Source organism: Streptomyces exfoliatus (assembly GCF_000725545.1).
Taxonomy (GTDB): domain Bacteria; phylum Actinomycetota; class Actinomycetes; order Streptomycetales; family Streptomycetaceae; genus Streptomyces; species Streptomyces exfoliatus.
On the sequence record NZ_JNZP01000006.1, the window covers coordinates 12,853 to 31,473 of the forward strand.

An 18,621-nucleotide genomic window follows, 5' to 3' on the forward strand; every position below is an offset into this window, starting at 1 on the left:
CTGTGCCCGAAAGTCTTCCCTCCCGGGCCTGGCGACGGGGCCGGCGGGCCGGTTGCGTGTGCTGTGTCCGCTTCCTGAAAGGCACTCCGTTGACGCAGCACGAACGCCACCCCGGCCAGGGCACCGACAGTCGCTCCCCTGCGTCCCGCACGCCGGCTCCCGTGGACCAAGGGGGCATACTCGCGTTGCAGCGCACCGCGGGCAACGCCGCCGTCCTGCGCATGCTCCAGCGCTCTGGCCACCCCTACGCCCCGCCGTCCGTTCAGCGGGAAGCGCGGGAAGAACCGGAACAGCACCGGCACGGCGCCGGCTGCGGCCACCAGCGGGACGTCGACGACCGGCCGGCCGTGCAGCGTTCCGCCGTCCATGACGTCCTCGCCGGTGGTGGGCGCCCTCTCGAAACCCCGCTCCGCGAGGAGATGGAATCCCGCCTCGGTGCCGACTTCTCCGACGTCCGCATCCACAGCGGCGGCGCCGCCCGCGCCTCCGCCGCCGAGATCGGTGCCCGCGCCTACACCTCCGGCACCGACGTCGTCCTCGGCGACGGCGGAGGCGACAAACACACCCTCGCCCACGAACTCACCCACGTCATCCAGCAACGCCGAGGCCCCGTCTCCGGTACCGACGACGGTGGCGGACTCAGCATCTCCGACCCTTCCGACCGCTACGAAAGAGAAGCGGAGGCCAACGCCACCCGGGTGATGAGCGGAGCGGTGCCCCGGACTCCTTCCACAGCGGGTCCAGCGGAGCCCCACCCCGCGGGACAGGCCATCCAGCGGATGCCCGCGGAGCGCCCCACGCGCGGCGGCGCGCCCTCCTCGGCTCCGTACGACCGTCCGGCCACGCAGGATCCCTCACTGACGCAATCAGCGGAGAGCTCGACCACCCAGCAGGCCACCGACGCCGCTGCCTGGTGGACTGCGGCCTGGGAAAGCTGGCAGGCCGGTTACGGCTCTCACGCAGAAAGCTACGCAGCTTTTCTGGCGTATTACGGCCAGCAGACTCAAGATTCAGGAACGGTCGCCCAGGAAGCCGCGACTGTCGGCCCCTCTTGGGCGGGCGGCGCCACCGAGATCACCAGCATGGATCAACTGGCATATTACGAACTCAACAGCAACACTGCGATAGCCGTGAACGCCGGAAGCCGGGGAGACATGTACCACGTGCGGGCGGCCATGGTCTCGGCGGGCGCACCCACTCACCTGCTCATATACAACGTCGCCGAAAAAAACATGAGTTCGGCGAAGAGCTATATCGAACTCATCGGGGACCTACAAGCGAAGGGGTCGGAGATCTTCTGGTCGAGCCTCTCGAAGGAGGACCTGGGCCTCGTCGACAACCTGAAAGACCCAGGGCTTTCACACAAGGGCGACACGGACTCCACTCGATATACCGCGGATGCCCTGAGAGGGCAAGACGACTCCCGGCTCCAGGAATTCTATCGTGACTACGCGGCGCCGACCCCCGAGCAGGACACCACCTTCACCGAACTCTTGACGCGTAAGAAATTTCAGAGGGAAACCCCTTACGTCCTCGTGAACTTCCGGGACAGCGGTCATGCCGGAACCGGTAACGCCCCGGCGCTCGACACAGGAAAAACCGGTATGCAGAACGTCATCGACGCGGTCAGGAGAGCACTCGGGGACGATGTGATCCCCGTTCCCGTGGGTGACTTCCCGGCAGGACACACCGAAAGAGAATGGCCCGGCCCCCACCTCGTGAAGTACTACGAATGGGCCGAGACGAAGGACCGAAGGTCACAGCTCGCCCTGCTGTACCACCTGAACACCAATTTCACGGTCCTCGGCGCGGTCGGCATGCGCAGCGGCGTGACTGATCAGTTCGCTTTTGCGGGCATAAAGACGATATCCATCGACATCACCCCTTACCAGGGGCGACAGATCGAGGAGCAGTACCCCGGGGAGAACGCCATGATGCGCCATCCTTCAAAGGGCTGGAACCGGGGAATGAAACTCGAAGAAGCATTCGGCCCCCATTACGGGCGCGCCTTCCTCAAAGACGCCCGGGAAGACGACTTGAGGACAGACGACCCCAACTGGCCGGGGTATCTGAGCGACGGAGATCAAAATTCGATCACAGATGCCGTTTCGTTCTATTTCACCAACCCCAAGGCCATGGACACGGGCACGGGCCTCAAGGCGGACCGGAACAACTACCGGCACAAGTCCCACCCGATGAACGAGCATGAGTTCATGGAATGGGCGAACCGTGACGACATCACCTTCGCCGAAATAAGCGGAACGCTCAAGCAGCTCAAGGATCAACACTTCGCCCGCCATCTTTCCCCGAAGGCAAAGAAGCTCTTCACCGATCTCTGCGATGCCAACCACGTCCGGTAAAGCGTGGGCGACCGCGCTCAGTCCATCCGGCGGGCGCCTTCCAGGACCGCCTGCCGGATGCGGTGGTAGGTGCCGCAGCGGCAGATGTTGCGGATCGTGTCGAGGTCGGCCTCGGTGATCTCGCGGCCGGCCTCCCTGGCCCGGCGGACCTCCGCCACGGCGGTCATGATCTGGCCCGGCTGGCAGTAGCCGCACTGGGCGACGTCGAGGTCGAGCCAGGCCTCCTGCATCGGGTGGAGTGCGCTCCCCACGGTGTCGGGGAGGCCCTCGATGGTGGTGACCTCGTCCTGCGGTCCGAGGTCCTCGACGGGCACGGCGCAGGGAGTGAACGCCTTCCCGTTCAGATGGCTCGTACAGGCCCGGCAGACGCCGACCCCGCAGCCGTACTTGGGACCGGTGACGCCGAGGACGTCCCGGAGGACCCACAGGAGCCGGACGTCGCCCTCGACGTCGGCGGTGACGGCCTTGCCGTTCAGGATGAAGGTGTGCTGCGGCACGGGTGCTCCAGGTCTCTACAGGGCGCGGTCGCGGCCGTCGGTCGGCGAGGCGGGGACGGGCGGGACGGTCGGCAGGGGGGTGAAGGCGAGCGGCTCGGCGTGGTTGACGGGGAAGACCGTCGGCATCCTGCCGGTGGCCCGGCCGTAGGCGCAGGCGACGGCCGCCATGGCGCCGGCGACCGCCAGTTCGCCCGCGCCGCCCGGCTTGTCGCCGGTCGGGGGCATCACGATGATCTCGAGCTCGGGCGGGGTGTTCCACTGCCGGGTGTAGAAGTACTGGTCCCAGCTGCCTTCGAGGAAGTGCCCGTCGCGCAGGTGCAGTCCGGAGGTCAGGGTGACGGCGATGCCGTCGGCGATGCCACCCATCATCTGCGCCTCCAGACCGCGCGGGTTGACGGCGAGACCGACGTCGACGGCGCAGACCACCTTGGTCACGCGCGGGCCGGTGTACGCGCCGGGGATCTTTCGCCCGGTGGTCTCGGGACGGCAGTCGATCTCGGCGAGGATCGCGACGGCGGAGTGGTACTCGGTGTGGACGGCGATGCCCTGGGCGGTGCCGGCGGGCATGGCGCGGCCCCACTCCCCCACCTCGGCGACCTTGTCGAGGACGGCGCGGGCCCTCGGGTCCTTCACGAGACGGCGCCGCAGCGCGTACCCGTCCTGGCCCATGCGCCGGGCCAGTTCGTCCACGACGAGTTCCTGCGCGCACCGGACGTTCGGGGAGTAGATGTTGCGCATGGACCCGGTGTTGAAGCCCTTGTCGGTCTCGGCGAGCAGCTGGGTGGTGACGCCGAGGTGGTACGGGCTGATCTGGGTGAGCTCGAACATCGTCTGGGAGAAGGCCGCGTCGGCCACCGGAAGCCGGGCCGCCTCCGCCGTGAGGACCTCGCCGATGCCGTGCCCGAAGTCGGTGGCGACGGAGGTGTGGCGCTGCTCGTACGTGAGGACCTCGCCGAGCGCGTACGTGGCGCGCACCCGCGAGGTGGACATGGGGTGCGTACGGCCCTGGCGGAAGTCGTCGGTGCGGTGCCACATCAGTTTGACGGGCTTGCCCAGTGCCCTGGAGATCTCGACGGCCTCGTGGGCGGCGTCGGAGAACAGCTTGCGGCCGAAGGAGCCGCCGCCCTCGGTGACATGGACGCGGACGGCGGTGGGCGGCAGTCCCAGCTTGAGGGCGATCTGTTCCTGGGCGACGATGGGCGCCTTGAGCGAGGCCCAGATCTCCGCGGAGTCCTCCCGGACGTCGGCGATCGCGCAGTTGGTCTCCAGGGCCGCGTTGCTCGCGAAGTGGAAGGTGAAGCGGGCGTCGACGGCCTTGGTGAGGAGCGGCAACGCCGGTACCACGAGCGGGAGTTCAGCCCTGCGGAGCTTCTCGAGGACGGTCGCGTCGGAGGCGCCCTCGGCCGTGCCGGGCCCCCAGTCGACCCGGAGGGCGCGGACCGCGTCGACGCACTGGCCGAAGGTACGGCCGCGGACGGCGACGCCGGTGGAGACGGTGACGACGTCGGTGACGCCGGGCATGGCCCGCACCTCGGCGAGGTTGGCCACGGAGCGGACGGTGCCGTTGATGGTGGGCGGCCGGCAGACCATGGTGGGCAGGGCGTCGGGGACCTGGAGGTCCATCGCGAACTTCTTGCGGCCGGTGACGGCTTCGAGCGCGTCGACGCGGCGCTGCCCGGTGCCGATCACACGGAAACGGGCCGGGTCCTTGAGGGTCACCTCGACCGCCGTGTCGGTGACGGCGGCGGCCCGTTCGGCGAGTTCGCCGTAGCCGAGCAGCGCACCCGTCGGGGAGAGGACGGCTCCCGCCTTGGTGGTGAGGGTGGCGACGGCCTCCCCGAGGACGAGGGAGGCGGCGCGCAGGAGCCGGCCCCGGGCGATGGCCGCGGCGACGCGGAGCGGGGTGTAGGTGGAGTACGTGGTGTTGGAGCCGCCGGTGAGCTGGTTGAAGAGCAGCTCGGGCCGGGCGTCGGCGAGCGTCACCACGACCTTGTCGAGGGGCAGGTCGAGTTCCTCGGCGACGATCATGGCGCTGGAGGTGGTGACGCCCTGGCCCACCTCGGCGCGGGGCAGGGCGAAGTGGGCCGTGCCGTCGGCGTCGAGGCGGATGGTGACGAGGTGGCTGGTGGGCAGGGCCGCGAGGGTCAGCAGCTCGTTGAGGTCGAGGAGTTCGGCCGGTCCCGGCAGGGAGGGGACGAGCGCCGGGGCCGCCGCGGCGGCCTTACGGGGGGCGAGGGCCTCGGCGCCGAACTGGGCGGCGACGGTGAGGGTGGGCGCGGCGAGGACGTACCCGAGGAAGCGCCGGCGGGCGATGCCGGGGCCGTCCCCGCCGTCCGGCCGCGCGGCTCCGTCCGCGGTGCCGCTCGTGGGGTGGTCGTCCCGCGCGGGGTGACGCCTCGCCATTCGGTGTGCCCTTTCGACGTGGTCCCGGCTTGCTACTGCCGGGTATCCCGGATGCGAGGATCATCGCTCATTTGATGGACCGCCGGAAGCCGTTCACCGGACGGCGTCGCGCCGTCGGCCGGCGCCGGCGCGCTCCGGCGCGCAGTTGGGCGCGGGAGATCCGGGCGCGCTGACCGCCGCTCGCGATCAGGGCGTTGACGGACACCATCGGGTCACCGCCCACCGACCTCGCGAGCAGGGCGCCGACCACGACCGGCCCGAGGGCGACGGCGAGGGCCGTGCCGGTGGCGGTGACGTGCCGGAGGGGGCGGGTGCGCCGGGCGGAGGAGGTCATGTCCCCATTCCACCAGCGGGCGGGGCGGCGTCGTATCGGTCGGCGTACTCAGGTGTGCGTGCGGGGGTACTCAGGGCCGCTCACCGGGCGGGACCCCGGTCGGCGTGGCGGGTGCGCCGGGGTCACGCGGGTCGGTGAACGTACCGTACGGGGAGCACACCCGAAGACGAAGGAGCACCGCCGCCATGGCCGACTACCGCATCGAGACCGTCCGCACCGGGTACCGGAACTGGACCGCCCGCAACGACCGGGGCGCGGAGGTCCGGATGGCCGCCGCGGACGACGCCGACGCGCAGCCCTCGTTCACCCCGGTCGAGTTGCTGCTCGCGGCGATGGGCGGCTGTGGCGGTCTCGTCGTGGACCGGACCGCGCGGGCCGTCGACCACGACGATCTGCGGATCGTGGTGGAGTCGGTGTCCGGCCCCGAGGACGACGGCCGGGTGGGCCGGATCAGGGTCAGCTACGAGTTCGACCTGCCGGACAACAACCCGCGGGCGGCCGAGGTGTTCGCCCGCGGGGTGCGCCTGACGCACGAGAAGTTCTGCACGGTGAGCCGGACCGTGGAGCACGGCGCGCGCGTGGAAGCGATCCTGCCGGACGGCACGGTCGGTTTCGAAGGCTGAACCTCCGGGGTTCCCGGCCGGTCGCCTCAGTCGAGCCAGAGCCCGCGGACCCGCTCCAGCGGGTCCGCGGCGATCCGGGGCTCGGTGTCCCAGATCATCGTGGCGCGCCCCTCGGCGGTGTAGCGCGGCCAGTCGGCGCCGGGGTCCTGGCGGGTCACGAAGGCGACCCAGGCCTGGTGCAGGGCGTCGGCGAGGACCTGCGGCGGCGCCTCCCCGGCCGCGGCGCGGACCCCCTCGGCGTCGAGGAGGTCGAAGGCGAACGGCAGGTCCAGGCAGTGGAAGGCGAGCCCCATGACCGGTGACCGCCAGGCGAACTCGTAGAGCCAGGTGGGACGTCCGTGTGCGGCGCGGGCGTCCGCGACGGCGAGGTTCGGGGCGCGGAAGGTCACGTCGGTCAGCGCCTGGCCGAAGAGCCGCTCGGCGCCGCCTTCCGCGTACGCCTCGGTGAAGGCGGCGGCCCCGGCGGCGTCGAGGCCGAGGCCCCCGAGGAGAACGGGCAGCGGCGGCCCGTCCGGGCCGGGCCCGGGGAACATCGTGAACTCGTCCTCGGTGCAGCCGAGCATCAGCGGTACGTCGGCGCCCGCCCCGCCCGTCGTGAGCGCCTCGAGGGCCGGCACCGGGATCAGCTCGCCGTCGGCGAAGGGCGCGAGGGCGAGCAGCGGGGGCAGGCCCTCGCGGTCCGGGCCGGGCTCGGACAGGCGGTCCCGGAGCGCGAGGAGCTCGTCGTCGCCGAGGTCGCCGAGGGCGGCGGCGGTGGCCGGCACGCCGGTGCGGGAGGTGAGCAGCCGGGAGGCGGCGCGGGCGGCCTCGGGGCCGTCGGGGCGCGGGAGCGCGCCGGAGACGGACAGCGCGCCGCGGAACAGACCCCGGGCGGCGGGGACGGCGAGGAGCGTCTGGACGGCGCCGCCGCCCGCCGACTGTCCGGCGACGGTGACCTTGGCGGGGTCGCCGCCGAAGGCCGCGATGTTGTCCCGGACCCACTCCAGGGCGGCGACCCAGTCCCGGACGCCCCGGTTGTCGGGGGCGTCCTCCAGGTGCAGGAAACCCTCGATGCCGAGCCGGTAGCCGATCGAGACGAGGAGCACGCCGTCCCGGTTGAACGTGGCCCCGTCGTACCAGGGGCTGGCCGCCGAGCCCGCGACGTAGCCGCCGCCGTGGATCCAGACGAGGACGGGCAGGGCGGCCGCGGGGTCGGCCTCGGGGGTGAAGACGTTGAGATTGAGGACCCCTGCGCCCGGGACGGAGGGCTCCGGGATGGTGGTGACCTCGGCGAAGGGGCGGCGCTGCGCGGTCGGCCCGTACGCGGTCGCGTCCAGCGGCTCCGACCACGGCTCCGGCGGCACGGGGGCGGCGAACCGCAGGTCGCCGACGGGCGCCTGGGCGTACGGGATGCCCAGGAAGCGGAGGCTGCCGTCGGCGCGGCGCTCGCCACGGACGGGTCCTCCGGTGGTGACGACGGTGGGGCCGGTGGTGCTCATGGGGCGCTGCTCCTTCTGCGCGGGGGCGCGGGGCGCACGAGTGGGCGAGACGAGTACAAGGAAAGGACAGGAAGGGACAAGGAGCGTGACATCGATGACTTACACGTGTCAACGCCCTGTGTGCGCCCCGCTCAACCGTCCTCCGACCCGCCCGCCTCCCTCCACGGAAGCAGCACCGGAGTCGCCAGCAACAGGACGCCGGCCGCGCCGAGCGCCGTCCGGGGCCCGGTCACCGTGGCGAGGAGCCCCCACAGGGCGGTCAGGGCCGCCACGGCCGCCTTCGCACTGACGGACCAGGCGGTCAGCGTACGGGCGACCCGGCCGGTGTCCGTGAGGTCGAGCCGGTGGGTGGCGAGCACCGGGTTGAAGACCCCCGAGCAGGTGATGAGCGCGAGTTCGACGCCCATCACGAGCAGCAGCCCGGAGAGGCCCGGGTGGATGAAGACGAGCCCTACGGGCCAGCACACCCGCAGCACTCCCGAGGTGAGCAGCACCCGGCGTCGGCCGAACCGGGCGACGAGCCGTCGGGCGAGCCGTGAGCCGATGAGCCCGCCGACACAGGGCACGGCGAAGACGAGACCGTACTGCCAGGGGGCGAAGCCGAGCGGACCGAGCATGAGGACGGCGAGGAGGGGTGCGGTCGCCATGATCAGCCCGTTGGACAGGACGGTGTTGAGGAACAGCGGGCGCAGCACGGGGTGGGTGAGGAGGTGACGCCACCCCTCGACCAGGTCACGGGCCCTCACGCGGGGCCGGTCCGCGCCGCCCGGCCGGGCCTCCGGGCTCCGGATCGCGCGGATGCCGGCCGCGGACAGCAGATAGCTCACGGCGTCGGCCACCACCGTCGCCACCGGACCGAGGAGCGCGGCGAGGCCGCCGCCGAGGGGCGGCCCGAGCACGGTGGCGGTCCAGGTCGTGGATTCGAGCCGGGCCTGGGCGACGAGCAGGTCCTCCGGTCTCACAAGCGCCTTCAGGTGCGCCCCGGAGGCCGCGCCGAAGGTGATGTCGGCCGCCGCGACGAGGACGGAGACGACCAGGAGCTGGGTGAAGCCGAGCCGGCCGAGGGCGTAAGTGGCGACGACGCTCAGCAGTGCGGCGCACCGTACGAGGTCCATCGCGACCATCACGGACCGCTTGCGGCGGAACTCCACCCAGGGGCCGAGCGGGGCGGCGACCACCGCGCCCACGGCGGCCCCGACGGCGGCGAGCGCGGCCACCTCGGCGGTGCCTTTGTGGAGGACGGTGATCGCGAGCAGCGGAAGGGCGTGGAAGGCGACCCAGGTGCCCAGGGCGCCGGTCGCGTACGCCGCCCACAGCCACCCGAAGTCCCGCCCGAGGGACGTCCGCCCGGTGTCCCCGCCGAGGGACGCCTCCACCCGCGCCGCCACCTGCGTACTCCTCTCGCCGTTCGGCCGCCCACCGCGCGGCGCCGCCGCCATCAAAGCGAGTCGAGGACGCCCGGATCAAACAACCGAAGCCGGGCACGGCACAACCACCGGTTGTCGCTAGGGCCTGTCCGGCGGATCAGGGCCGGGCAGGCCCTAGTCCGTGGTGCTTCGAAGGACAGGCCCCGGCCGGAGACGACCCAGGGCCTCTCGTTTGGATCATGCCGGGCTCGCGGGCCCCGGCACCGCACCCTGATCCGGCCTGATCCAAACGAAAGACCCTAGGCTCGTGGTGTGGATCTCGCAGCAGTGCGCACCTTTCTCGCCGTCGTGGACTCGGGCCGGTTCCGTCAGGCGGCCGACGAGCTGGCGATCACCCAGCAGGCCGTCTCCAAGCGGATCGCCGCGCTGGAGAAGGAGCTCGGCGTGCGCCTGCTGACCCGCACTCCGCGCGGCGCCGAGGTGACGGTCGACGGACAGGCGTTCCTGCCGCACGCGCGCGCCCTGCTGGATGCCGAGGCGCGTGCCATCGCCTCGGTGCGGCCCGCCGAGCGCGCGCTGCGCGTGGACGTGATCGGCCGACGGCTCGCGCCCGCGGCGCTGCTGCGCGCGTTCCACCGGGCGTTCCCCGAGTTCGAGCTCGACGTCGTGACCCTGTTCGACTCCGAGGCGGCCGTCGCCGCGCTCCGGGCCGGCACGATCGACGCGTCCTTCCGGGCGGTCACCATGCCCGGCCTGCGGCTGCCCGTGGGTGTGGAGGCGGTTCGCGTCCTGGACGAGCCGCTCCAGCTCCTGACCGGTCCCGCGCACGCGCTCGCGGGCGCTCGGGTCGTGACGCCCGAGCGGCTCGTCGGGCACCGGATCTGGATTCCGGGCATCGTCAGCGGCACCGAGTGGGCCGCCTATTACGCCGACCTCGCCGTCGCGTTCGGGCTCACCATCGAGGTGACGGGGCCCGACTTCGGGACCGAGGCGCTGTTCGACACCGTCGGGGACTCCCCCGAGCTCGCCACCTTCGTGGGCGGGCGGACACGTCTCGTCTGGCCCGAGGGCCACGATCTGCGGCGCGTCGACGTGCACGGGCCGACACCGGTGTATCCGCACTCCCTGCTGTGGGCCGTGGACAACCCGCACCCGGCACTCGCCGCCCTCCGCTCCCACCTCGCCCACTCGGGGCCCACCGCCGTGGGCACCGACATCTGGACTCCCGCCTGGGCCCGGCCACGCGAGACGCGCCAGGCGCCCTAGACTCGGACGACGGGGCGCGGACGGCGGGTTCAGGGGGAAGGCGGCCGGTGATGGAGTGGAACCTCGATGCCGTGGTGGGAGTGTCCGTGGGGCTGCTCGGGGTGGGGCTCGTCGTCGCCGGGGTGGTCTGGAAGGGGCGTGCGGTACGGCCGTTCGCGGCCTCGCGGGCCCGGTCCGCGGCCCAGCGGGAGTACGCGCGCGATCTGCAGCGGGCCGCCGACCATGTGATCGCGACGGCCCGCCGGTACGCCGGCGAGGGCGAACCGGCGATCGTCACCGTCGAGGCCGTGGTGCGGACCACGCGGGAGCGCTACGGGTACACCGAGGTGGAGCGTCCGCACGCGGCGGCGGCGCTGCGCCGCCGGTACGAGCACTGGCGGTGCGCCGCCGACTGCGTCACGGACGCCTACGGCTGAACGTCCGCCTGGGGTGCGGGCGTTCCCTGGTGGTAGTACATCCGCAGGGCCGAGCCCTCGGGCGCGCCGGGCGCACGGCGCCAGAGCGAGCTGCGTCGGGCCCGGTGGCCGTCGCGGATCGTCTCGTAGGTGAGGTGGACGAGGCCGGGGGCCAGGAGGACTCCGGTGACGGCCTCCGGTTCGTACTGCGTTCCGCCCTCGACGCTGCCCGCCATCCCCGGCAGGTCGGCGAGCATCTCCTCGTACGTCCAGCGTCGGCCGGAAGCACCGACCTCCGTGAACTCGGGGTCGAGCAGCTCGGCGGCGAGCGCCCGGGAGAGGCGCACGGACGGGTCCAGGAGGCGCAGTTCGCCCGCGATGGCTTCGGCGACCTCGGGCTCCGGGTCGGCGGCCTGCGGTACGGATGCGTGCGAGAGGGGCGTCCGGTGCTCCTGGTGGTACGTCATGCGAGGCATTGTGCCCGGAGAGCGCGTCGGTCGGCGCGGGATTTTGCCCGGCCGACCGACCCTTGACCGACCATCGGCCGACCGACCGACGGGCCGATCAACCGGTACGTCAGCCGCCGGACGCCTTCGCGTAGTCGCCGAAGCCGGTCCAGTCGAGGACGACGCAGGCGTCGTCGCCGACGACCCAGGCGTCGTGGCCGGGCGTGACTTCCATGAAGTCGCCCGCCCCGAACTCCGCCGATTCTCCGTCGTCCATGACGACGTTCAGCCGGCCGCTGACCACGTAACCGACGTGCGACGCCTGACAGCTGTCGGTGCCCGCGATCGGCTTGACGTGCTCGGACCACTTCCAGCCCGGCTCGAACACGGCGCGCCCGACCGGGCCGCCTCCACTGGTGAGCAGGTCGAGCCTGCCCTTGCCGTCCTCGAAGGGACGGGTCTCGTCCGCTTCGTCGAAGCTCTTGCGTACGATGCCGGCCATCATCCACTCCCGGCGGTGGAGAGGTGGGTCCCCGAGTCCACTTCCAGGCTACGCCGGGATGCCGTCGGCCACCCGGCACGACCGTCGTCGCAGCTTGGCTGTTCTCCGCACATTCGCCCTCCCAAATTTGTGCGCATTCCCTAGGGGGCAGATCTACACATAAAGGTCAGATAAGCGCACAATGAAACAGCGGCATCCTTCGCCGCATCTGCTGTCAGACGGCAAGACGCCAGAAGGAGGCGAGTCGCATGTCCGACGTCTCTCACCGTCGTGGTGACATCGCTGGACACCCTGACGCCACCGAAATGCGGGACAGGTACGCCCGTGTACTCCAGACCCGAGGGGTCACGGCCGTCGAGGAGCTCGTGATCCTCGCCGGCGTCTACGCCGCGATCTCGGCGTGGACGGTCCACTTCTCCGCGACCCAGCCCGCACTCGCCATCACCAACCTGGTCGTCGGCGTCGCCCTCGCGATCCTCGGCCTGTGCATGTCGATGGCTCCGGAGCGGTCGCAGGACCTGAACTTCGTCGTTCTGCTGATGGGCGCGTGGCTGATCATCGCCCCGTGGGTGGTCGGACAGAGCCCCGACACAGGCACCGTTCTCAGCAACGTGATCACCGGCGCGTGCGTCTGCCTGTTCTCCCTCACGGCCGGCGGAATGCTCATGAGCAAGCGAAGGACGTGACCTGCTGATCCTCTCCCGGAACGGCGGCTCCTCCCCTCGGAGGCGCCGCCGTTCACTGCCGTACCCGGAACCACGCGGAGCCGGTACGGCGTGCTCACCGGACCCGTACCGCGCCGGTACGGCGTGCTCACCGGACCCGTACAGAGCCGGTACGGCACGTTCGCCCGCCCCGCCTTGTGCAGGATGGCGCACGACCGGGCTCCGGCCGCGCGCCTAGCCTCGCCGCAACGGCACCAACGAGGGGCGGCACCACCGGTGAACTGGCACATCCACGACTACCGCGAGAGCGATCTCGCCTCCGTCGTCCACCTGATCGACACGACCGCGGAGCTCGGGCAGGAGTCCGTCTTCTCCCTGGCCGAGTGCATCGGAGCCCTCACCACCCGCCAGCCGGCCGTGGTCGCCGTCCACCAGGGCGCGCCCATCGGCGCCGCGCTCGCCTGTGTGTCCGGCGAACGGGCCTGGGTCATGCGGATCGCGATCTCCTCCGCCTGGCGCGGCCGGGGCCTGGCCAGCGCCCTCCTCGTGGAGCTGGAGCGACGGCTCGTCGCCGCCCGGGTCGGGCGGATCGCCTACGTCCTGCCGGAGGAGGAACTCCTCGGCGAGGGCCTCCTGAACGCCGGGTACACGCGCCAGCCGGCCGTCGCGTACTTCGAGAAGGTGGAACCCCTGCACGGGCCCGCCGCCGGGCTCCTCGACGACCTGGGCGGCCGGCTGCTCCCCGGCGACCTGTGGGCCAAGGTCGCCGGGATGGAGCGGGAGAAGGACCTGATCGAGCGCCGGGTGGTGCTGCCGCTCGCCGAGCCCGAGCGGGCCGGGCGCCACGGCGTGCGGCCGCCGCGCGCGGTCTGTCTGTTCGGCCCGCCGGGCACCGGCAAGACGACGTTCGCCCGAGGCATCGCCTCCCGTCTGGGCTGGCCGTTCGTGGAGATCCTGCCGTCCCGCCTCGCCGACGAGGGGAACCTCGCCGCCGCCCTGCGGTCGGCGTTCGCGCGGATCGCCGAACTGGAGCGGGTCCTCGTCTTCATCGACGAGGTCGAGGAGATCGCCCCGGTGCGCTCGGAGCCCGCGCAGCCCGGCGGCATGCACGGGGTGACGAACGAACTCCTCAAGCTGATACCGGGCTTCCGGGAGCGGGACGAGCGGCTGCTCGTCTGCGCGACCAACTCGATCCGCTCCCTCGACCCGGCCTTCCTGCGCCCCGGACGCTTCGACTACCTCATTCCGATCGGTACGCCGGACAAGGCGGCGCGGGCGGCGATCTGGGCCCGCTACACGGACGGCCGCGCGGACGTCGACATCGACGAACTGGTGCTGGCGAGCGAGCTGTTCACGCCAGCCGACATCGAGCACGCGGCCCGGATCGCCGCCCAGGCCTCCTTCGAGCGTGATCTGCTCGCGGTCGGCGGGCGGGGCGGCGAGGGGCCGGTGCCCGGGGCGAGCACCGCGGACTACCTGGAGGCCATCGGGCAGTGCCGGCCGACGGTCACCCCCGCCATGGTCGAGCAGTTCGCCTCCGACATCACCACTCACGCCCGGACGTGACGGCGAACTCCTGCCGGGCCGCGTCCAGTTCGGCCCGGTCGGGCGGCTGGGCGCCGGCCCGCGAGACGGTCACGGCCGCCGCCGCGCCGGCCCTCCGCAGCAGCCCCGCGAGGTCCGCTGCGCCGAGTCCGCCGAGGGCTGCCCTGTCCTGCCCGGCGAGGGTGTCGAGGACGGCGGACATGAAGGAGTCGCCCGCGCCGACCGTGTCCACGACGGAGACCCGCGGCGCGTCCGCGGTGACCGTCTCCCGCCGGGTGAGGGCGAGCGACCCGGCGGCGCCCCGGGTGACCAGGACGACGGCGGGGCCGAGGGCGAGCCAGCGGGCGGCGACCGTGTGCGGGCCCTCCCCCGGGTACAGCCAGGCGAGGTCCTCGTCACTGGCCTTCACCAGGTCGGCGAGGGCGACACAGCGCTCGACGCGCCGGACCGCGTCGGTGTGGTCCCCCATCAGGTCGGGCCGCACGTTCGGGTCGTAGCTGACCGTGGCCCCGGCGCGGAGCCGTTCGGTCACGGCGAGGACGGCCGTCGAGCCGGGCTCGGTGACGGCCGCGATCGAGCCGATGTGGACGTGCGCGGGGGTGATTCCGGGGGTGAATCCGGGGTCGAGCGGGGCCGGGCCCGCCTCCAGCGTCCAGGTGATGTCGAAGGTGTACGCGGCCTGGCCGTGGGCGTCGAGACCTACGACCGCCGACGGGGTGCGTGCGGGAACACCGCCGATCTCGACCCGTACGCCCGCGCCCTTGAGGTGGTCGGCGATCAGCCGCCCGGTCGGGTCCTCGGCGAGCTGGGTGAGCAGGGTGACGTCACGGCCCAGGCGGCCGAGGCCGTAGGCGACGTTGGCGGGGCTGCCGCCGGGGTGGACCCGGTCGGGGGCGCCGGAGCCCGCCGGGGCGCGGACGATGTCGGCGACGCACTCGCCGATCACCAGGAAGGACATGGGTCATAGCTCCTTGGCGGTAGGTGTCCTGGTAGCCGGCCCGGCCGCCGAAGACGTTCCGTCCGACGTGGCCGACGGCGTAGGTGGCGGCGGTGTCGGTGTGGTCGATGATCCGGTTCCCGTCGAGGAAGACCTCGATGCGGGGGCCGGTGGACGATCCGGAGATGGTAGGTGACTCCGTGCCGTACGAGGGCGGGGACCCGGGCGAGGGCGGTCGCGCCGGGGAAGGAGCCGCCCCGGCGTACGAAGACCTTCGGTGCGGAGCGGGCCACGAGGACGCGGAGCTCGACGGAGCCGTCGGCGGCGAAGGGCAGCTCACCGTGGCGGGGTGTGGTGTCGACGTCCGGGTCGGGGCTGCTCGCCTCGCGGTGGAGGCGGAGGTTACCCGAACCGGCTTCCGACCGATGCCAATATCTTGTTCACGTCAGGACGCCGCCGGAGTCGCCGGGGGTGTCGGCGGCAGGGTGAGGGGGATTCCGGGTGGAGACGGTCGAGGGGCTCGCGGTCATGGCGTTCGCCGACGGGAAGGAGCTGGAGGCCTGGCTGGAGCGGCACCACGGGGACACCCCCGGCATCTGGCTGCTGCTCGCCCGCAAGGGATCGGACCTCGCCTCGCCGAACGCCGACGAGATCCTCGACGGCACGCTGATCTACGGCTGGATCACCGGCAAGCGCAAGGCCCTAGACGAGCGGTCCTACCTCCAGAAGATCACCCCGCGCCGGCCGCGCAGCCTCTGGTCCCAGGTCAACGTCCGGCAGATCGAGGCCCTCACCGCCGCCGGCCGGATGCGCGAGCCGGGCCTCGCGGAGGTACGGGCGGCGCAGGCCGACGGGCGGTGGGAGGCCGCGTACCCCTCGCAGAAGGACGCGACCGTGCCGGACGACCTCGCGGCGGCCCTGGCGGCCGATCCGCGGGCCGCCGAGGCATTCGAGGCCCTCGGGAAGACCGACCGCTACCTCGTGATCCTCAGCCTGCTCCAGGCCCGCACGGCGAAGACCAGGACGGCCCGCCTCGAACGGGCGGTGGCGGCGCTGCGGGCGGGCGGGACGCCTCGCTGAGGGAGCCGCCGCGAGAGCGGGCGAGGCGTGCGCCTCAGCCCCGGCGGCGCCGGTAGAGCACCTGGTGGGCGTCCCACTCGACGAAGGACTCGGCGTACTCCAGGCCGACGGCCTCCAGGAGCCGGCGGGAGCGATGGTTCTCCTCCTGGGTGACCGCGACGACGCTCGGCGTACCCTCCAGGGTCGTCGCGAGGACGGCGCCGACCGCCTCCCGCGCGTAGCCGCTCCCCCAGTGCTCGGGCAGGAACTGGTACGACAGTTCCGTCTCCCCGTCCCGCGCGGCCGGCTCCACCGTGACCAGGCCGAGCACGACGCCGTCCTCCGCCCGGACCACGGCGTGGACGCCGGGCGCCCCGACGATCCTGCTGCGCCGGATGCGGACGACGGACTCGATGACGGGGCCGCCCAGGTGGCGCCGTACGTCGGGGTCGGTCCACAGCCGGGTCACGGCGTCCAGGTCGGAGTCCCGCACGGGCCGCAGGCGCAGACGCCCGGTGGTGAGCGACCCGAGGGAGGCGGCTGGTTCCGGGACCGGAATCGGGGCCGGGTTCGGAACCGGGGCGGGGTGCGGGGGGATGGCCACGCCGCCGATCATCTCAGGCCGCGTACCGGCCCCCGGGCAGGGGCGAGGTCAACGGCGATCCGGGCCGCCGGTCCTAGAACCATCGGCCGACGCGGGTTCGGTTCCGGGGCCGAGGCGGGGACGGAGCCCGGACGGCCACGATGAGCGTCATGCGAATCGGAATTCTCGGCACGGGAAACGTAGGACAGGCACTCGCCTCGGCGTGGGCGCGGGCCGGCCACGACGTGGTCGTCGGGTCACGGCGGCCCGACGACCCGGAGCTGCGGACGAGGCTTCGGGAGCTCACCGCGGAGGGAGTACGGATCGACAGCTCGGCGGGGGCCGCCGCGCACGCCGAGGTACTGGTGAACGCCACGCCCGGCACGGCCTCCGTGGCCCTGCTCCGCACGATCGGGGCCCCCGCGCTCACCGGGAAGGTCATCCTCGACGTCGGCGTCGGCTTCCTCGAGGACGGGACGCTGTCCCATCCGGTCGTCAGCCTCGGCGAGGAGATCCAGGAGGCGTTCCCCAGGACGCCGGTGGTGAAGACGCTCTGCACGATCGACCGGAAGGTGATGGTCGCGCCGGACTCCCTGGAGGGTCCCGGCACGGTGTTCCTCTCGGGGGACGACACGGCGGCGAAGAAGACGGTACGGGGCCTGCTCGCCGATCTCGGCTGGTCCGACGACGCGCTGCTCGACCTGGGCGGCATCGCCACGGCCCGGGGCCAGGAGAACTTCGCCCTGCTCTTCATGGGGATCGCGACGGCAACGGGCACCTATGAGTTCGGCATCCGGGTCGTCCTCCCCGGGTAGGGCCTGTCCGTCCGATGTGGGCCGCCCATCGCGGTGTCGGCTGAGCTCCACCCCGGAACTTCCTCGCAGCGGTCCCCGCGCGCGACGACGAGCGCCGCCGGACCGCCGGCGGCCGGGCTCAGTCGGCCATGCGTCGTGTCAGGGCTGCCAGCGCTCCGGGCCTGCGGCCCGGTACCCGGCGCCGCAGGGCGATGAGTGCGGGACCGAGGGCCCGGGCCCGCTCCTGGTCGCCGATCAGCTGCCACTGGTGGTGGGCCCGGTCCACGGCCCCCTCGACGTCGGGGTCGTCCGTAGGCTGCCCCAGCGCGAGCCTGGACTCGGCGGCGGCGAGCCACAGTTCGCAGCTGCGGGCGGGTTCCCCGGCGAGGCGGGCGAGGTCGGCCCGTACCTCCGTCCAGTGGACGGCCTCTCCGGACCGGGGCCCGTGGCGGCGCAGCGCCTCGCGCTCCCAGGCGGCGGCGACGGCCGCCGCCTCCCCGTGCCGTCCCGCCATGGCCGCCGCGAGGATCGCCGGGTGCGGATCCCGGTCCACGGCCGGCGCGTGGGCCGGGGCGGGCGCGAGGAGACGCGCCTCCGGCGCGGTCGCGGCAGCGTGCGCTGCGGACTCCGCGTGGAGCGTGGCGTACGGGAGGCGGGCGCCGGAGCGCCAGAGTTCCGCCCAGGACCGCAGATAGCCGGGGGTCATCGGTTCGCCCCGGCGCGGGGCGGGGGCCACCCGGCCGTAGAGGAGGGATCCGGGCCCCAGGTGCAGCAGGTCGGGTGTGGTGGCGAGGCGCTCCCACACGGCGGGGTCCGCCGCGAGGTCCGCGACGACCGTCGTGGTGCCGGGGGGCCGTACGCCGAGTTCGCCGGCGAGCCAGTGCCAGGGCAGCGCCGTGTAGCGGAGGGTCGCCGGGGTGGTGCGCGCGAGCGCGAGGTGGGGCAGTCCCTGGCGGCGGTCGAGATGGAGCTGGCCGGCGAGGCAGAGGACCATCGGGCCCGGACTCGCCGCCGCGGCGCGCAGCCGGGTGAGCACGGTCTGCGGGTCGAGCGGGTCGGCGAGTTCGACGACCGTCGCGGTGGTGGTGCCGGTGAGGACTCCGGGCGGTACGGCGGCGAGAGCCGGCAGCACGGAAGCGGCGTCCATGACACGCCCCCGCCCGGCGGGCGCCGCCGCGAGCAGAACGGCGGTACCGGTGACGGCGGCACCGGTGGCACCCGTGGCGGCGGTGACGGCGGAACGGACAGCAGCGGTTCCGGCCGCGGCAGGACCGGCGACCGCAGGACGGGCCATCGACGCTCCGGGCGCGGCCGTACCGGTAACACCGGCTCCCAGAACACCCGTTACGCCCGCCGCGCCCGTCGCA

The 18,621-nt window shown here is 72.8% G+C and carries 18 protein-coding genes; 8 read left to right on the forward strand and 10 right to left on the reverse strand.

The genetic code is table 11. The annotated features are described in order from the left end of the window. The first annotated feature begins 221 nt into the window (after positions 1-221). Positions 222-2,360 carry an eCIS core domain-containing protein gene (locus tag IO20_RS38365; RefSeq protein WP_078946021.1) on the forward strand — a complete coding sequence of 713 codons (2,139 nt, stop codon included), beginning with the start codon at positions 222-224 and terminating at the stop codon, positions 2,358-2,360. A gap of 17 nt (positions 2,361-2,377) precedes the next feature. Here the strand turns inward: IO20_RS38365 and IO20_RS0109015 are convergent, their stop codons facing one another. The 3 genes from IO20_RS0109015 to IO20_RS36330 form a co-directional block, all read right to left on the reverse strand. Beyond that, positions 2,378-2,857: a (2Fe-2S)-binding protein gene (locus IO20_RS0109015; protein WP_030550587.1), complete on the reverse strand. Its 480-nt coding sequence runs from the start codon at positions 2,855-2,857 to the stop codon at positions 2,378-2,380. A 15-nt stretch (positions 2,858-2,872) separates the two neighbouring features. Beyond that, positions 2,873-5,260: a molybdopterin cofactor-binding domain-containing protein gene (locus IO20_RS0109020; protein WP_030550588.1), complete on the reverse strand. Its 2,388-nt coding sequence runs from the start codon at positions 5,258-5,260 to the stop codon at positions 2,873-2,875. A gap of 67 nt (positions 5,261-5,327) precedes the next feature. Further along, entirely contained in the window at positions 5,328-5,594 is a 267-nt protein-coding gene (locus IO20_RS36330; RefSeq protein WP_037635005.1) for a hypothetical protein, read from the reverse strand. Positions 5,595-5,779: 185 nt separating this feature from the next. Here IO20_RS36330 and IO20_RS0109030 point away from each other — a divergent pair, with 185 nt between their 5' ends. Next, complete coding sequence (locus IO20_RS0109030) at positions 5,780-6,217, forward strand: OsmC family protein (RefSeq protein ID WP_030550591.1); 438 nt, start codon at positions 5,780-5,782, stop codon at positions 6,215-6,217. Positions 6,218-6,243: 26 nt separating this feature from the next. On the opposite strand, the gene IO20_RS0109035 is transcribed toward IO20_RS0109030, so the two are convergent. Together IO20_RS0109035 and IO20_RS0109040 are read right to left on the reverse strand one after the other, a co-directional pair. After that, positions 6,244-7,695 (reverse strand): carboxylesterase/lipase family protein, encoded by a 1,452-nt coding sequence (locus tag IO20_RS0109035; RefSeq protein WP_030550593.1) that lies wholly within the window; start codon positions 7,693-7,695, stop codon positions 6,244-6,246. Between the two features lie 131 nt (positions 7,696-7,826). Next, entirely contained in the window at positions 7,827-9,083 is a 1,257-nt protein-coding gene (locus IO20_RS0109040) for an MFS transporter (protein ID WP_245684903.1), read from the reverse strand. 291 nt (positions 9,084-9,374) lie between these two features. Here IO20_RS0109040 and IO20_RS0109045 point away from each other — a divergent pair, with 291 nt between their 5' ends. Both IO20_RS0109045 and IO20_RS0109050 read left to right on the forward strand, forming a co-directional pair. Next, positions 9,375-10,328 (forward strand): LysR family transcriptional regulator, encoded by a 954-nt coding sequence (locus IO20_RS0109045; protein ID WP_030550596.1) that lies wholly within the window; start codon positions 9,375-9,377, stop codon positions 10,326-10,328. 50 nt (positions 10,329-10,378) lie between these two features. Then, positions 10,379-10,744, forward strand: coding sequence for a hypothetical protein (locus tag IO20_RS0109050; RefSeq protein ID WP_063761404.1), 366 nt, complete (start codon positions 10,379-10,381; stop codon positions 10,742-10,744). Here the strand turns inward: IO20_RS0109050 and IO20_RS0109055 are convergent. Both IO20_RS0109055 and IO20_RS0109060 read right to left on the reverse strand, forming a co-directional pair. Then, positions 10,735-11,190: a nuclear transport factor 2 family protein gene (locus IO20_RS0109055; RefSeq protein ID WP_078946014.1), complete on the reverse strand. Its 456-nt coding sequence runs from the start codon at positions 11,188-11,190 to the stop codon at positions 10,735-10,737. The two genes, IO20_RS0109050 and IO20_RS0109055, sit on opposite strands and share 10 nt — an antisense overlap. 109 nt (positions 11,191-11,299) lie before the next feature. Then, positions 11,300-11,671 (reverse strand): cupin domain-containing protein, encoded by a 372-nt coding sequence (locus IO20_RS0109060; protein WP_030550602.1) that lies wholly within the window; start codon positions 11,669-11,671, stop codon positions 11,300-11,302. 248 nt (positions 11,672-11,919) lie between these two features. Between IO20_RS0109060 and IO20_RS36335 the strand changes: the two genes are divergently transcribed. After that, on the forward strand, positions 11,920-12,357 hold the full coding sequence (locus tag IO20_RS36335) for an SPW repeat protein (protein WP_030550604.1): 438 nt from the start codon (positions 11,920-11,922) through the stop codon (positions 12,355-12,357). 255 nt (positions 12,358-12,612) lie between these two features. Beyond that, positions 12,613-13,902 (forward strand): ATP-binding protein, encoded by a 1,290-nt coding sequence (locus IO20_RS0109070; protein ID WP_030550606.1) that lies wholly within the window; start codon positions 12,613-12,615, stop codon positions 13,900-13,902. Here the strand turns inward: IO20_RS0109070 and IO20_RS0109075 are convergent. Then, positions 13,880-14,839: a carbohydrate kinase family protein gene (locus IO20_RS0109075; RefSeq protein ID WP_030550608.1), complete on the reverse strand. Its 960-nt coding sequence runs from the start codon at positions 14,837-14,839 to the stop codon at positions 13,880-13,882. The genes IO20_RS0109070 and IO20_RS0109075 overlap by 23 nt on opposite strands. A 507-nt stretch (positions 14,840-15,346) precedes the next feature. Between IO20_RS0109075 and IO20_RS0109080 the strand changes: the two genes are divergently transcribed. After that, on the forward strand, positions 15,347-15,898 hold the full coding sequence (locus tag IO20_RS0109080) for a YdeI/OmpD-associated family protein (RefSeq protein WP_030550610.1): 552 nt from the start codon (positions 15,347-15,349) through the stop codon (positions 15,896-15,898). Positions 15,899-15,932: 34 nt separating this feature from the next. Here the strand turns inward: IO20_RS0109080 and IO20_RS0109085 are convergent, their stop codons facing one another. Next, the gene (locus tag IO20_RS0109085) at positions 15,933-16,481 is read right to left on the reverse strand and encodes a GNAT family N-acetyltransferase (RefSeq protein WP_245684904.1); all 549 of its coding nucleotides are present in this window, start codon (positions 16,479-16,481) and stop codon (positions 15,933-15,935) included. 140 nt (positions 16,482-16,621) lie between these two features. On the opposite strand from IO20_RS0109085, the gene IO20_RS0109090 reads away from it, so the two are divergent. Beyond that, positions 16,622-17,275: an NADPH-dependent F420 reductase gene (locus IO20_RS0109090; RefSeq protein WP_106978597.1), complete on the forward strand. Its 654-nt coding sequence runs from the start codon at positions 16,622-16,624 to the stop codon at positions 17,273-17,275. A 118-nt stretch (positions 17,276-17,393) separates the two neighbouring features. Here IO20_RS0109090 and IO20_RS0109095 read toward each other — a convergent pair whose 3' ends face one another. After that, on the reverse strand, positions 17,394-18,548 hold the full coding sequence (locus IO20_RS0109095) for a hypothetical protein (protein WP_425423705.1): 1,155 nt from the start codon (positions 18,546-18,548) through the stop codon (positions 17,394-17,396). Positions 18,549-18,621 lie beyond the last annotated feature (73 nt).